At 71.1% G+C, this 13,606-nt stretch carries 13 protein-coding genes and 1 pseudogene; 10 read left to right on the top strand and 4 right to left on the bottom strand.

Annotated features, from left to right (window positions below; genetic code table 11):
- Positions 1 to 20 precede the first annotated feature (20 nt).
- Both BLT97_RS33710 and BLT97_RS33705 read left to right on the top strand, forming a co-directional pair.
- On the top strand, positions 21 to 1,016 hold the full coding sequence (locus tag BLT97_RS33710; RefSeq protein WP_218137342.1) for an NADP-dependent oxidoreductase: 996 nt from the start codon (positions 21 to 23) through the stop codon (positions 1,014 to 1,016).
- The gene (locus BLT97_RS33705; protein WP_342742806.1) at positions 1,013 to 1,642 is read left to right on the top strand and encodes an NAD(P)H oxidoreductase; all 630 of its coding nucleotides are present in this window, start codon (positions 1,013 to 1,015) and stop codon (positions 1,640 to 1,642) included. Before BLT97_RS33710 ends, BLT97_RS33705 begins: the two co-directional genes overlap by 4 nt.
- Positions 1,643 to 1,801: 159 nt before the next feature.
- On the opposite strand, the gene BLT97_RS33700 is transcribed toward BLT97_RS33705, so the two are convergent.
- The gene (locus tag BLT97_RS33700) at positions 1,802 to 3,247 is read right to left on the bottom strand and encodes an FAD-dependent oxidoreductase (protein WP_093617206.1); all 1,446 of its coding nucleotides are present in this window, start codon (positions 3,245 to 3,247) and stop codon (positions 1,802 to 1,804) included.
- Between the two features lie 103 nt (positions 3,248 to 3,350).
- Here BLT97_RS33700 and BLT97_RS33695 point away from each other — a divergent pair, with 103 nt between their 5' ends.
- Both BLT97_RS33695 and BLT97_RS33690 read left to right on the top strand, forming a co-directional pair.
- Complete coding sequence (locus BLT97_RS33695; RefSeq protein ID WP_093617204.1) at positions 3,351 to 3,995, top strand: TetR/AcrR family transcriptional regulator; 645 nt, start codon at positions 3,351 to 3,353, stop codon at positions 3,993 to 3,995.
- An 80-nt stretch (positions 3,996 to 4,075) separates the two neighbouring features.
- Entirely contained in the window at positions 4,076 to 4,507 is a 432-nt protein-coding gene (locus BLT97_RS33690; protein ID WP_093617202.1) for a GNAT family N-acetyltransferase, read from the top strand.
- A 44-nt stretch (positions 4,508 to 4,551) separates the two neighbouring features.
- Here the strand turns inward: BLT97_RS33690 and BLT97_RS33685 are convergent.
- A pseudogene (locus BLT97_RS33685) lies at positions 4,552 to 5,647 on the bottom strand (magnesium and cobalt transport protein CorA).
- Between the two features lie 319 nt (positions 5,648 to 5,966).
- Between BLT97_RS33685 and BLT97_RS33680 the strand changes: the two are divergent.
- On the top strand, positions 5,967 to 6,527 hold the full coding sequence (locus tag BLT97_RS33680; protein ID WP_093617200.1) for a hypothetical protein: 561 nt from the start codon (positions 5,967 to 5,969) through the stop codon (positions 6,525 to 6,527).
- Positions 6,528 to 6,682: 155 nt separating this feature from the next.
- Here the strand turns inward: BLT97_RS33680 and BLT97_RS33675 are convergent, their stop codons facing one another.
- Positions 6,683 to 7,501 carry a YhjD/YihY/BrkB family envelope integrity protein gene (locus tag BLT97_RS33675; RefSeq protein WP_245769688.1) on the bottom strand — a complete coding sequence of 273 codons (819 nt, stop codon included), beginning with the start codon at positions 7,499 to 7,501 and terminating at the stop codon, positions 6,683 to 6,685.
- Between the two features lie 394 nt (positions 7,502 to 7,895).
- Positions 7,896 to 8,492, bottom strand: a complete 597-nt coding sequence (locus BLT97_RS33670) for a hypothetical protein (protein WP_176953985.1) — start codon at positions 8,490 to 8,492, stop codon at positions 7,896 to 7,898.
- Between the two features lie 238 nt (positions 8,493 to 8,730).
- On the opposite strand from BLT97_RS33670, the gene hemL reads away from it, so the two are divergent.
- The 5 genes from hemL (at position 8,731) to BLT97_RS33640 (ending at position 13,604) form a co-directional block, all read left to right on the top strand.
- Positions 8,731 to 10,047, top strand: a complete 1,317-nt coding sequence (gene hemL, locus BLT97_RS33660; RefSeq protein WP_093617194.1) for a glutamate-1-semialdehyde 2,1-aminomutase — start codon at positions 8,731 to 8,733, stop codon at positions 10,045 to 10,047.
- The gene (locus BLT97_RS33655; RefSeq protein WP_093617192.1) at positions 10,044 to 10,736 is read left to right on the top strand and encodes a histidine phosphatase family protein; all 693 of its coding nucleotides are present in this window, start codon (positions 10,044 to 10,046) and stop codon (positions 10,734 to 10,736) included. The genes hemL and BLT97_RS33655 overlap by 4 nt, the downstream gene beginning before the upstream one ends.
- A gap of 182 nt (positions 10,737 to 10,918) precedes the next feature.
- Positions 10,919 to 12,145, top strand: a complete 1,227-nt coding sequence (locus BLT97_RS33650; RefSeq protein ID WP_093617190.1) for a polysaccharide deacetylase family protein — start codon at positions 10,919 to 10,921, stop codon at positions 12,143 to 12,145.
- 89 nt (positions 12,146 to 12,234) lie between these two features.
- On the top strand, positions 12,235 to 12,834 hold the full coding sequence (locus tag BLT97_RS33645; protein ID WP_093617188.1) for a TlpA family protein disulfide reductase: 600 nt from the start codon (positions 12,235 to 12,237) through the stop codon (positions 12,832 to 12,834).
- A 5-nt stretch (positions 12,835 to 12,839) separates the two neighbouring features.
- Positions 12,840 to 13,604 (top strand): cytochrome c biogenesis CcdA family protein, encoded by a 765-nt coding sequence (locus tag BLT97_RS33640; protein WP_093617186.1) that lies wholly within the window; start codon positions 12,840 to 12,842, stop codon positions 13,602 to 13,604.
- Positions 13,605 to 13,606: the final 2 nt, after the last annotated feature.

Below are 13,606 nucleotides of genomic sequence, written 5' to 3'. Positions count from 1 at the left end.
CCTCCCTCCGCTCCCGCGAGATCCGGCTCGCCGCACGCCCCGTCGGTCAACCCACGCCCGCCGACTTCGAGTTGGCGACCGTGGACGTGCCCGAGCCCGCCGACGGGCAGATCGTCGTGCGCAACACCTGGATGTCCGTCGACCCGTACATGCGGGGCCGGATGGACGATGCCCCCTCCTACATCCCTCCCTTCGCTCTCGGCGCCGCCCTCGAAGGCAGCGCGCTCGGTGAAGTGGTCGCCTCACGTGCCGCGTCCGTACCGGTCGGCGCGACCGTCACGCACTTCCTCGGCTGGCGCGAGTACGCCGTGCTCGACGCGGCCGGCGCCACCGTCGTCGATCCCGCGCTCGCCCCGCCCGAGGCCTGGCTCGGCCCGCTCGGCACCACGGGCCTCACCGCCTATGCCGCCCTGACCCGCACCGCACCCATGCGCGAGGGAGACGTCGTGTTCATCTCCGCGGCGGCCGGAGCGGTCGGCAGCGTCGCCGGCCAACTCGCCCGCAAGCTCGGCGCTTCCGTGGTCATCGGCTCGGCGGGCGGCCCGGCCAAGACCAAGAAACTGCTCGACACCTTCGGCTACGACGCCGCGCTCGACTACCGCCAGGGCTCACTCGGCGAACAGCTCGCCCAGGCCGCCCCCGACGGCATCGACGTGTATCTCGACTCCGTGGGCGGCGACCACCTCCAGGCGGCCGTCGGCGCGCTGCGCACGGGCGGCAGGATCGCCCTCGTGGGCGCGATCAGCGGCTACAACGCCACCACCCCCGCGCCCGGCCCCGACAACCTCTACCAGCTCGCCATCAAGGAGGCCGGAGTGCGTGGGATGCTCGTGACGAGCCATCTCGACCTGTTCCCCGAGTGGATCGGCAAGGCGGCGGCCTGGCTGGCCGACGGCTCGCTGCGCACCGAACAGACCGTCGTGGACGGCATCGAGCAGGCGCCCTCCGCGTTCCTCGGCGTCCTGAACGGCGCCAACACCGGCAAGATGCTGGTCCGTCTGGAGACGAACCGATGAGCGAACCGATGAGCTCCGCCACCGAACCCGCGCCGGGGGCCGCCCCCGCGGCGCCCGCCCACACCGCCCTCCTCGTCCTCGCGCACCCCCGGACCGACTCGCTCACCGCCGAGCTGACCCGGCGCGCCCAACTGCGCCTGGAAGCCAAGGGGTTCACCGTCGATCTGCTCGATCTGTACCAGGAAGGCTTCGATCCCCGGCTCGGCCCCGAGGACGAACCCGACTGGGCGGACCGCGACAAGCCGTACTCCGCCGAGGTGCAGGCCCATATGCGCCGCATCGAAGCGGCGGACGTGATGGTCATCGTCTTCCCCCTGTGGTGGTTCGGGCCGCCGGCGATCCTGAAGGGCTGGATCGACCGGGTGTGGAATCACGGCTTCGCCTACGGCCGCAGTACGCCGCGCCTCGCCGGGAAGCGGATGCTCTGGCTGACGGCGGTCAGCTACCCGGAGGCCGACTTCCTCTCGCTGGGCTGGGACCGGACGGTCACGCACGTGCTGCGCACGGGGATCTCCGAGTACTGCGGGATCACCGACACCGCCGTGCACTTCCTGTACGACTCGCTCAACGCCGACGAACAGGCACTCGGGGCGGCCGACGAGGCCCTGACGAAGTTCCTCGACTGACGCTCCGTACAGGCGGGGCGCGGCCCGGCACACCGTGCCCGGGCACCGCGCCCAGACACCTCGAACGGGCAGCCCGCACCCCACCCCACCCGGCACCACCCGAGCGGGCCGGACAGAAGACTCCTGTCCGGCCCGCTCAGGTCTGTGTGCGACGCCCGGTCAGTCCCGGGCCCACGCCACATAACCGTCAGGCCGCACCAGCTGTATCGCCCCGCGCGCGTCCTGCCACTGCGCCCGTATGCAGGACGGTCCGGCCAGCTTCTCCACGTCGGCGGGCAGCTCGGTGTCCTTGGGGCCGACGAGCACGAACTGGCCGCCGCGCAGCGCCTCGTAGAGCCTGCTGCCGTCCGCGAGCAGGCCGTCCTCGGCCCGCCGGCCCACGAGCGGGTGGGAGCCGCGCGGTGCGTCGTAGGCATATCCGACGCCGGTGATCTGGCCGATGGCCTTGCGGCTGACCGGCGCCGCATTGTTGACCACCTTCGCGGCCAGCCAACGCACTGCGAGCTGCGCCGGGTTGTGGGCCATCGCGAGGCGGACGATCGCGCCGCTGCTGCGCAGCACCGCCGAGCCCACCGGGTGGCGCTCGTCCTGGTAGCTGTCGAGGAGCGCCTCGGGAGCGCGGCCGGTGAGGACCGCGGCCAGCTTCCAGCCCAGGTTGTTGGCGTCCTGAAGGCCGGTGTTCATGCCCTGGCCGCCCGCGGGGGAGTGGGTGTGCGCGGCGTCGCCGGCCAGGAAGACCCGGCCGGTGCGGTACTGGGGGACCTGGCGCTCGTCGCTGTGGAAGCGGGAGATCCAGCGCTCGTCGTGCATCCCGAAGTCCGAGCCGAACGCGCGGCGGATGATGTCCCGCAGCTCGTCGAGCGAGGTGGGGGCGTCGTCCGGGATCTCGGCGCGCTCACGGTTCCAGCCGCCCACCCGCCAGTACCCGTCGCCGAACGGGATCATGAACCCGAACGCGCCCTTCCCGCCGTTGACCGCCACGGTCAGCTCCGGCTCGCTCTCCAGGAGCACGTCGGCGAGCACGATCGAACTGATCACGGACTGGCCGGGGAAGGGCTGCCCGAGCGCCTTGCGGACCGCGCTGCGCACGCCGTCCGCGCCCACGACGTAGGCCGCCCGGTATGCCGTGTCCGCGCCGTCCTCGCCGCGCACCTCGACCGTCACACCGTCCGCGTCCTGCCGCACGCCGGTGACCTCGGCGCCGTGCACGAACGTCGCACCGTGCTGCGTCGCCCTGCGCAGCAGCAGCTTCTCCACCTCGTACTGCGGAGTGATCAGAAGGAAGGGGAAGCGCGAGGGGAGGTCGGCGAGGTCGAGGGAGAGCGCGCTGAACAGGCGCAGCTGCGTGATCCGCTGCCCGGTCGGCAGCAGCTCGTCGGCGAGGCCGCGGGTGTCGAGGACCTCCAGGGTGCGGGCGTGCACACCGAAGGCCCGCGTCAGGTTGCTGATGCCGGCCGGACGCTTCTCCAGGACGGTCACCCGTATCCCGGCGGCGGCGAGATCGCCCGCGAGCAGCAGGCCCGTGGGGCCCGCACCGACGATCACGACGTCTGCTGCGGGGGTGGTGCTGTGCTGCTCGGTGCGGGTCTCGTGCGTGCCGGTCATGACGGCCTCCTCGGGATGCCAACGCCTGTTGGTCAACGCTTGTTGGCAACAATACGAGGCCCCTCGATGGACTGTCAACACCCGTTGGCCTACGCTCGTTGACATGCAAGATTCCGATACGCGCAAGAAGCCGGACCAGCCCTCCGCGCAGCCCGCCTCCCGCCCCCGCCGTTCCGACGCCACCCGCGCCGCGATCCTCGCCGCCGCCCGCGAACGCTTCGCGGCCGACGGATACGAGCGCGCCACGATCCGCGCCATCGCCAAGGACGCGGGCATCGACCCGTCGATGGTGATGCGTTACTACGGCAGCAAGGAAGGCCTCTTCGCGGCCGCAGCGGACATCGACCTGAACCTGCCGGCACCGATGGAGCTGCGGATCCAGCCCGCAGAGCACGCCGACCCGGCCCGTACCGCCGACGTCGGGCGCTTCCTCGTCTCCCACTTCCTCGACCGCTGGGAGCAGGACGAGGTGCTCACCGCGCTGCTGCGCGTGGGGGCCACCAACCCCGCGGGCGCCGAGCGGATGCAGCAGATCCTCAAGGACCAGATCGGCCCGGTCGCGGCCCGGGTCTGCCCCGACCCGGCCGACGCCCCGCGCCGTGCGGCACTCGTGGCCTCGCAGGTCCTCGGCATGGCGCTCGCCCGCTTCGTGCTGCGCTTCCCGCTCGCCGTCGAGATGTCGAAGGAGGAGATCGTCGACTGGCTGGCCCCCACGGTCCAGCGCTATCTGACCGCCCCCGAGCCGTAACCGCCTGACCGCGCCGTGGCGTCACCGTGCACCCACCCGCTCCGAGCGCGCCGGGCCGCCGCCCTGGCTACGCTGACCCCGTGAAGATCATCGACGTCGAACCGTCCGACCCGCGCCTCCTCTCCGACGTGTTCCCCGTGCTGCGCGAGCTGCGCCCGCACCTCACCGAGGACCAGCTGCGCGAGATCGCCGCGCACGGGCAGGCGCACGGACCGCGGTTCACCGCCGCGTACACCGACGACGGGCGCTGCGCGGGGGTCGCCGGCTGGCGTGTGGTGGTCAACACCAGCTCGCTGAAGAAGCTGTACGTGGACGACCTGGTGACGTCCGCGAGCGCGCGCTCGGGCGGCGTGGGCCACGCGCTGCTCGCGTATCTGGAGCAGTACGCACGCGAAGCCGGCTGCCACGAGCTGGACTTGGACTCGGGCACCCAGCGCACCGACGCACACCGCTTCTACCTGCGCGAGCGGATGGCCATCAAGGCCTTCCACTTCAGCAAGCCGCTGACCTGAGCGAACCCGCAAGCCGCTGACCTGAGTGAACTCGGCAGCCGCCGCTACAGCCACCCCCTGCGCCGAAAGCTCCGGTGCACCAGGAAACAGGCCGCGGCCGTCACCGACACCACCAGCAAGTAGCCGTACTTCCAGCCGAGTTCCGGCATGTGCTCGAAGTTCATGCCGTACACGCCGCACACCATCGTCGGCACGGCGATCACGGCCGCCCAGGCGGTGATCTTCCGCATGTCCTCGTTCTGCGCGACCGTCACCTGCGCCAGATGCGCCTGAAGGATCGAGTCCAGCAGCGAGTCGAAGGACGCGATCTGCTCGACCGTCGTCGCCAAGTGGTCGCCGACGTCACGGAAGTACGGCTGCACCCCCTGGTCGATCAGCGGACTGCGCCGCTCCGCCAGCGTCGCGAGAGGGCGGGCCAGCGGCGACGCGGCCCGCTTCAGCTCGAGCAACTCCCGCTTGAGCTGGTAGATGCGGCCCGGGTCGACGCGGCCCGCCTCGGGCGAGAACCTGCGTCTCCACGGCCTCGACATCGTGCTGCACCGCGTCCGCCACGCTCAGGTACTCGTCGACCACGAAGTCCGCGATCGCGTGCAGCACCGCCGAAGGCCCCTTGGCCAGCTGCTCGGGATCGGCCTCGAGCCGCTCCCGTACCGGACCGAGCGAGCCGTGCCGGCCGTGCCTGACCGTGATCACGAAATCCCGGCCGGTGAAGACCATGATCTCGCCGGTGTCCACCACCTCGCTGGTGGCGGTGAGTTCGTCGTGCTCCACGTAGCAGACCGACTTGAACACCGCGAAGAGCGTGTCGTCGTACGGCACCACCTTGGGCCGCTGGTGCGCCTGCACCGCGTCCTCCACGGCCAGCGGATGCAGCCCGAACGGCTCGGCCAGCGCCGCTATCTCCTGCTCGTCCGGCTCGTGCAGGCCGATCCACACGAAGCCCTCGCCCTCGTCGCGCACGCGGCGCAGCGCCTCGGGCCCGCTCAGGCCCGCCCAGCCGCCGGACTGCCGCTTCCCGCCGCGGTAGACCACGCAGTTGACCACCGCGCTGCCCAGCGGCGAACGCGCGGGATGGCTGAGGTCCACCGCCTTGCGCTGCACGCGGCGCACGATGCGGCGCAGCCTGCGGATCATCGGCATGTGCGAAGTCCCCCTCGTCCCCCTCGTGCGCGACCGGTCCGGCGGCCGACCGCCCTGTGTGCGGCCGGTCCCGCGTCCGACCGCCCTGTGCGCGGCCGGTCCTCGCGGACGGCCGTCCGCCTGTACGGCCGAGCCTGCCACGCCCCTGCCCGCACGTCACCAGTCCATGCCCCGTACACACGGCGTTGACCTGCGGTGATTACGGTACGAATCGGATTGCGCATGCAGGTCCACGGCATCCTGCTTACAGTCGACTCCCGGAGAACTCCGGCCGTACGGAGTCAGCTCCAGGCTCGGGGAGCCGAAGGAGAGCACGCGCATGAGCAGCGGCATACCGGACGACCACAAGCACGCCCGCCGCCGGCGGCTGCAGGCCACGGCACGCGTACGCGCCCACCGGGTGGAACTCGCCCTCGACCGCGCCAGGAGCCGCGCGGCGAAGGCGCTCAGCCCGAACCCCGAGAGCGTGGCCGCACACCGCCAGGCGGCTGCGGACGCCGAGCGGGCGCTGGCCGAACTCGACGCACAGGGACGGGTGTTCACCCGGCGCGACACGGGCGCCCGCACCGTACTCCGGGACACGCTCGCCACGGCCCAGGGCGGGCAGGGGCACGGCGCCCAAGGCGCGCAGGGCCGCGGCGACGACCGCTACGAGGTCGAGTGCCTGACGCACCAGAGCGACCCGCTGTTCTTCGACGAGCTCGGCGAGGCCACCCGTGCGGCCCGGCACTCCGACACCTGGTGCGAGGCCTGCCGCCAGCTCGCGGCCACCCCGCACACGGTCCGGGCCCGCGCCCGCAAGGTCCTGGCCCCGGCCCGGCCCGAGATCCGCTACACCCCGCCGGAGCCCCGGCTGCGCTTCGACCCGCCCTCCGCGTAACCGCACCGCACCCCCGCACTGCACTGGGCACTGCACCACACCGCGCTGGGCACTGCACCACGCGCACGAGCCGGGCCCGCCGCCACCCGCGGGCCCGGCTCAGGCACGCCCGCGCGAACCCTCGTCGCCCCGGACACGAGATGCGTCCCGCGCCCTCAGGACACGGGATGCGGCCCGCGCCCCCGGTCCAGAAGGCGGTCCAGCGGCGGCTCCTGCGCGGCCACGGCACCGATGGTCACCGCGAAGGTGATCGCGGTGCAGACCAGGATCAGCCAGGACAGCAAGGTCAGCACCAGGCCGAGCGAACCGTATTCGCCCAGCGCCCGGTTGAGCGCCGCCGGCATGTACAGGCGCGCGGACAGCGCGAGGGTGTTCGTGGCGGCCGCCGCCAGGAGGGCGCCCGGCAGCAGCGGCAGCCAGGCCACACGGCCGGCCAGCAGAAGATGCTGGGTCCACAGCCATACGAGAGTGCTGAGCAGGAAGAGCAGGGGCGCGCCCAGCCACATCCCCGCCCCGAAGCCCTCCCGCACCGGCCCCTGGACCAGCACGAACACCACGAGCGCGCCCAGCCACACCAGCCAGCGCCAGGCCGCGATCCTGGTCGACGCCTTCGGCAGCTGCCAGGCCCGCTCGCAGACCCGGGCCATGGCGCGGCTGAAACTCGTCGCCGAGGCGAGCGCCAGCGCGAGCCCGATGACGCCGGTGGTCTCACGCAGCTCGCCGGAGGAGTTCCCGAGGACCTGCTGAAGCTCCAGGTCGGCCCGGCCGGTCAGCCCGAACAGGCCCCGCAGACTCTCCCGGAGCTGCTCACGGACGCCGGACGGGGTGAACGCGGCAACGGCGAACAGCAGCGGAATCGAAGCGAGGAAGGCCTGCGCGGCCAGCCGGGTCGCCGCATCCAGAAGGTTCGCCGACAGCAGCCGGCCGGTCACCTCGCCCACGACGGGAAACCGCGCCTCCGCACTCGTACGCAAGTGCTCCGCGCGCGTCCGAAGCTGCCCGGCTCCCGCCTTCAGGCGCCCGGTCCCCGCCCTCAGACGTCCGGCGCGCGTCCGCGGCCGCGCCCCTCGCGCCGAACGGGCCATGCCGCCTCCCGCTGGTGCGCCGCGCCGTCGCCCCCAGTCAAGTCCTCGGACACACCGCCCGGCGACCGCTGCGCACCCGATCGGGGAGCGGCCCCACCCGCGCACCATGCTCCGACGTCATCAGGGCCCGCCCGATGCCGGCCCGGGCCGCACCCGAGAAGCCCGCATCCGAGAAGCCCGCCCCCGCGAAACCCGCCCCACTCGAAGCCCACACCTGCGAAGCCCGCCCTCACGAAGCGCCTTCGCGAAGCCGCCCCACCCGAAGCCCGCCCCCGCGAAACCCTTACGGCCAGACCAGGCAATAAGGCTGATGCCCGGCCTCATGCAGCCGGTGGCTGAAGTCCTGCCACTCATGCAGCAGTTGGTAGACGTTGAACGCATCGCGCGGACCGCCCCGGTCCGGCACCGTCGACCAGATGAAGGCCGCCGCGCCCACCGCCTCCTCGCCGATGCCCCGAAGGGGGTCGACGACCGTCATCGGGAGCTTGACCACCGCGTAGTCGGGGTGCAGCACGACCAGTTCGAGCGGCGGGACCTTGTGCAGCGGTATGCCCTCGATGCCCGTGAGGACCATCGCGGCCATCGTCTCCGGCTTGATCTTGGTGAACATGCCGCCCATGCCGAGCTCGTCACCGCCGAGCTCCTCCGGGCGCATCGAGATCGGGACGCGGGCCGCAGTGGCCCCGTCGGGAGCACCGAAGTACTTGTAGGTCACCCCCACCCGGCCACTCCTGATTCCCGTGTGCTCAGCCTTCGCCGGAGTGGGCGCCTGCGCCTCGCTCTCGCGCTGGTCGCGCCGGTGCTTGCCCCGACGGGCACGTCGCGGTCCGAGGGCACCCTGGTCACCGGTCCCCTCGCCCAGCCCTCCACCGCGATGCATATCGTTCACCCAGACTGCTTTGTCGCCCGACTCGCTTTGTAGACGGCAGCGCCCCCGCCGCGCAACCCGATCATCGTGACAGTGACCTCCCCCACGGCCCGGCGGTGAAACGTGCGAGGGCTGCATTGTCCCGGGGACGAGCCCCGGACCCCCAGCCCGGGCCGCCGAACCGCTGTCGACGGCCGTCCGCCCGCTACGGGAATCACCGGTCCGCAGGAAGCCCGAAGCCTCTGACACCATGGCTCGTGTGAGCTTTCCCTATGACGCCCCAGTTTCGCAGACGCTTTTCGACCGCGCGGCCCTCGTGACACCCGGCGGCGTGAACTCTCCCGTGCGCGCCTTCCGCGCCGTGGGTGGTACGCCCCGTTTCATGGTGTCCGGTCAGGGTCCGTACCTCACCGACGCCGACGGTCGCGAGTACGTCGACCTCGTGTGCTCGTGGGGACCGATGATCCTCGGCCATGCGCACCCCGAGGTGATCGCCGCCGTGCAGGAGGCCGTGGCCCGCGGCACCTCCTTCGGTACGCCCGGTGAGGGCGAGGTCGCGCTCGCCGAGGAGATCGTGGCCCGCATCGGCCCGGTCGAGCAGGTGCGGCTCGTGTCCTCCGGTACGGAGGCCACGATGTCCGCGATCCGGCTCGCCCGCGGGTTCACCGGCCGCGCCAAGGTGATCAAGTTCGCCGGCTGCTACCACGGCCACGTGGACGCGCTGCTGGCCGCGGCCGGATCCGGTGTCGCCACCTTCGGCCTGCCGGACACCCCCGGCGTCACGGGCGCGCAGGCCGGTGAGACGGTCGTGCTGCCGTACAACGATCTGGAGGCCGTGCGCGAGGCCTTCGCCGCGCATCCCGGCGAGATCGCCTGTGTGATCACCGAGGCCTCGCCCGGCAACATGGGTGTGGTCCCGCCGGCCCCCGGTTTCAACCAGGGCCTGAAGGACCTGTGCGCCGCCAATGGTGCGCTGTACATCTCCGACGAGGTCATGACCGGCTTCCGGACCAGCAAGGCCGGATGGTTCGGGGTGGACGGTGTCGAGCCCGACCTCATGACCTTCGGCAAGGTCATGGGCGGCGGCTTCCCGGCCGCGGCCTTCGGCGGCCGCAAGGACGTCATGGCGCACCTCGCGCCGGCCGGCCCCGTCTACCAGGCGGGCACCCTCTCCGGTAACCCGGTCGCGACCGCCGCCGGACTCGCCCAGCTCCGGCTGCTCGACGACGCCGCGTATGCCAAGGTGAATGCTGTGTCCAGTGAGATCCAGGGCCTGGTGACCTCGGCGCTCTCGAAGGAAGGCGTGGCGCACCGGCTCCAGACCGCGTCCAACATGTTCTCGGTGTTCTTCACCGAGAACGAGGTGCGGAACTACGAGGACGCCAAGGGGCAGGAGGCCTTCCGGTTCACGGCGTTCTTCCACTCGCTGCTCTCGGACGGTGTGTACCTGCCGCCGTCCGCGTTCGAGTCCTGGTTCGTGTCCACGGCGCATGACGAGCGGGCCGTCCAGCGCATCGCGGACGCGCTGCCCGCCGCCGCCCGCGCCGCCGCGGAGGCCACGGCATGAGCGAGCCGAAGCGCGACGACGACATCACCGTGGTGCACCTGATGCGCCATGGCGAGGTGGACAACCCGGACGGTGTGCTCTACGGCCGCCTCGGCGGCTACCACCTGTCCGAGCTCGGCCGGCAGATGGCCGACCGGGTCGCCGAGCACCTCGCGCCGCGCGACATCACGTACGTCGTCGCCTCGCCGCTGGAGCGCGCGCAGGAGACCGCGACCCCGATCGCCAAGGCGCACGGGCTCGACCTCGCCTCCGACGAGCGCCTCATCGAGGCGGACAACGTCTTCCAGGGCAAGACCTTCGGCGTCGGCGACGGCGCGCTCAAGCGCCCGGAGAACTGGAAGCACCTGGTCAACCCGTTCCGGCCGTCCTGGGGCGAGCCGTATGTCGAGCAGGTCGTGCGCATGATGGGCGCGCTCGACGCGGCGAAGGACGCGGCGCGCGGGCACGAGGCGGTGTGCGTCAGCCACCAGCTGCCGATCTGGATCGTGCGCAGCTTCGTGGAGAAGCGCCGTCTGTGGCACGACCCGCGCAGACGGCAGTGCACCCTAGCCTCGCTGACCACGTTCACCTACCGCGGGGACAAGATCGTGTCGGTGGGCTACAGCGAGCCCGCGATCGACCTGGTCCCGGCGCACCTGCGCGCCGGTGCCAAGCCCGCGAAGGGCAAGGACAAGGCGTTCGGCGCCTAGCGGTTCGCAGTCGTACGAGGCGAAGGGCCGGTCACCGCCACGGTGACCGGCCCTTCGTGCGTGCACAGGATCTCCTCGTACGGAGTGCAAAGTTTGCGCAATCCGCTGGAACCCCGGCGTTGCTCTGTGCCTCTAAGGGGGCGTCCACCGTAAACGGGGAGCAACACGGAGGCAGGGGACTTATGCAGCAAATCAGCCGAAGGGGCGCGCTCGGCCTGGGACTTGGGGCCGCCGCGGCGGCCGGCCTCGTCTCCTGCGGCGGCCCCGGCAGCAAGCCGCCCTCGCCCTCCGGCGGCGACCACCGGCCCGCGGGCAACCCGAAGTCCCCTTCCACAGAGGGAAAGCCGCTGGGTGACGGTTCCACCGCGTACACCGGAAGGCAGCCGAACCAGCCGCCGGCGCCGGTCCCGCTCGAACCCGGCGAGATACCGCCGCAGTTCGTGGTCTTCTCCTGGGACGGCGCGGGCGAGATCGGCAACGGGCTCTTCCCGCGCTTTTTGAAGCTGGCCGAGGAGCACGAGGCGAAGATGACCTTCTTTCTCTCCGGCCTCTATCTCCTGCCGGAGTCGAAGAAGCGGCTCTACCGTCCGCCGAACAATCCCGTCGGCGCCTCCGACATCGGCTATCTCAAGGACGAGAACATCAAGCGCACGCTGAAATACGTGCGTCAGGCCTGGCTCGACGGCCATGAGATCGGCACGCATTTCAACGGGCACTTCTGCGCGGGCTCGGGCTCGGTGGCCAACTGGACGGGCGCGCAATGGAAGGACGAGATCCGCCAGGCCAAGTCCTTCGTACAGGAGTGGCGCACGAACACGGGCTGGACCGACCTGCCCGCGCTGCCCTTCGACTACGACAAGGAGCTCGTCGGCGGCCGCACCCCGTGCCTGCTCGGCCAGGACAAACTGCTGCCCGTCGCGCGCGAACTCGGCTGGCGCTACGACGCCTCCTCGCCCGGCGGCCGCCAGCGCTGGCCCGTGAAGAAGCAGGGTGTCTGGGACTTGCCGCTCCAGGCGATGCCCTTTCCCGGGCACTCCTTCGAGGTGCTCTCGATGGACTACAACATCCTCGCCAACCAGTCGCAGAACTCCACCAAGGCACCGCCCGCCAACTACCCGCGCTGGCGCAGGCAGGCGACCGAGGCGTATCTCGCGGGATTCAAGCGGGCATACGAGACAAACAGGGCGCCGTTCTTCGTCGGCAACCACTTCGAGGAGTGGAACGGCGGCATCTATATGGATGCCGTCGAGGCCGTCATCAAGGAAATCGCGGACAAAAAGGACGTGAGGCTTGTCTCCTTCCGGCAGTTCGTGGACTGGCTCGACGTCCAGAAGCCGGAAGTGCTCGCGCAGCTCCAAGGCCTCGACGTAGGCCAGGAGTTCCCGCGCAGCACCCGTAAAGCCTCGTGAAGCCTCCTGATCAAGCGGCCTGAACTGGGCGTTCCACACCTTTCGGGGGGTGGCCGAAACCGCTGAAACGGTCATGCGAAACTTTTCACATGAGCTTTGGACGTCCTGCCTCCCGACGTGCCCTTTTCGCCGCGGGGACCGCACTCGCGGCCCTCGCGCTGAGCGCGTGCAGCGACGGCGGCACGCAGGGCGGAGGCGGGAACACCAACTTCGTGGCCGGCAAGAGCGGCGTCTCGGTCGCCGCCAAGGGGGAGCGGGCCGCGGCCCCCGACATCGCGGGCGAGACCCTCGACGGCAAGCAGCTGAGCCTCGCCGACTACAAGGGCAAGATCGTCGTCATCAACACCTGGGGCTCGTGGTGCGCGCCCTGCCGGGCCGAGGCCAAGTACCTCAAGTCGGTCTCCGAGGCCACCAAGTCCAAGGGCGTGGAGTTCGTGGGGATCAACACCCGCGACGCGCAGAAGAGCTCGGCCGTCGCCTTCGAAGAGGACTACGGGATCGAGTACCCGAGCCTGTACGACCCGGCCGGCAAGCAGATCCTGAAGTTCCCGCAGGGCAGCCTCAGCCCGCAGGCCATCCCCAGCACGATCGTCATCGACCGTGAGGGGAAGATCGCCGCACGCTTCATGGGCCCGGTCAGCGACAAGCGGCTGCACGAGATGATCGACCCCGTGCTCGCGGAGAAGTGACACCCGTGCACGCCCTCGCCGCGGCCACCGACCCGAACGCCACCGTGCTCGGGGGAGCACTCCTTCTCGCGATCCCGATCGCGCTGCTCGCCGGGCTCGTCTCCTTCTTCTCTCCGTGCGTGCTTCCGCTCGTCCCCGGCTACCTGTCGTATGTGACCGGGGTCACGGGGGCCGATCTCGAAGAGGCGAAGCGGGGGCGGATGGCCGCGGGGGCCTCCCTGTTCGTGCTCGGATTCACCGCGGTGTTCGTGTCGTTCGGGGCACTGTTCGGCGGCTTCGGGTCGACGCTCCTCGAACACCGCGAGGTCATCTCGCGGGTGCTCGGCGGGGTGACGATCCTGCTCGGCCTGTTCTTCATGGGCGCGATGCCGTTTCTGACCCAGCGCGAGTTCCGCTTCCACAAGAAGCCGGCGGCCGGACTGGTCGGCGCACCCATGCTCGGTGTCCTCTTCGGCATCGGCTGGACCCCCTGCATCGGACCGACGCTCTCGGCCGTGCAGACGCTCGCTCTGAACGAGGCCAGCGCCGGCCGCGGCGCCCTGCTGACCGTCGCGTACTGCCTGGGTCTGGGCGTGCCCTTCATACTGGCCGCCATCGCCTTCCGCCGGGCGCTCGGCGCCTTCGCCTGGGTCAAGCAGCACTATGTGTGGGTGATGCGCATCGGCGGCGCCATGCTCATCGTCACCGGCCTGCTGCTCGTCACCGGCGCCTGGGACCGCATCGTGCAGGAGATGCAGGTCTGGACTTCCGGCTTCACCGTGGGGATCTGAGA

It is taken from the genome of Streptomyces indicus, from assembly GCF_900100315.1.
In the GTDB taxonomy this organism is placed as follows: Bacteria; Actinomycetota; Actinomycetes; order Streptomycetales; family Streptomycetaceae; genus Streptomyces; species Streptomyces indicus.
Note: the sequence above shows the minus strand (reverse complement) of the source record. Positions and strands in the feature narration are given on the sequence as shown.

Bases quoted from the DNA above. Each gene is read 5' to 3' on its own strand.
- BLT97_RS33705 (WP_342742806.1), top strand. From the start codon at position 1,013: ATGAGCGAACCGATGAGCTCCGCCACCGAACCCGCGCCGGGGGCCGCC.
- BLT97_RS33700 (WP_093617206.1), bottom strand. From the start codon at position 3,247: ATGACCGGCACGCACGAGACCCGCACCGAGCAGCACAGCACCACCCCC.
- BLT97_RS33695 (WP_093617204.1), top strand. From the start codon at position 3,351: ATGCAAGATTCCGATACGCGCAAGAAGCCGGACCAGCCCTCCGCGCAG.
- BLT97_RS33680 (WP_093617200.1), top strand. From the start codon at position 5,967: ATGAGCAGCGGCATACCGGACGACCACAAGCACGCCCGCCGCCGGCGG.
- BLT97_RS33670 (WP_176953985.1), bottom strand. From the start codon at position 8,492: ATGCATCGCGGTGGAGGGCTGGGCGAGGGGACCGGTGACCAGGGTGCC.
- hemL (WP_093617194.1), top strand. From the start codon at position 8,731: ATGGCTCGTGTGAGCTTTCCCTATGACGCCCCAGTTTCGCAGACGCTT.
- BLT97_RS33655 (WP_093617192.1), top strand. From the start codon at position 10,044: ATGAGCGAGCCGAAGCGCGACGACGACATCACCGTGGTGCACCTGATG.
- BLT97_RS33650 (WP_093617190.1), top strand. From the start codon at position 10,919: ATGCAGCAAATCAGCCGAAGGGGCGCGCTCGGCCTGGGACTTGGGGCC.
- BLT97_RS33645 (WP_093617188.1), top strand. From the start codon at position 12,235: ATGAGCTTTGGACGTCCTGCCTCCCGACGTGCCCTTTTCGCCGCGGGG.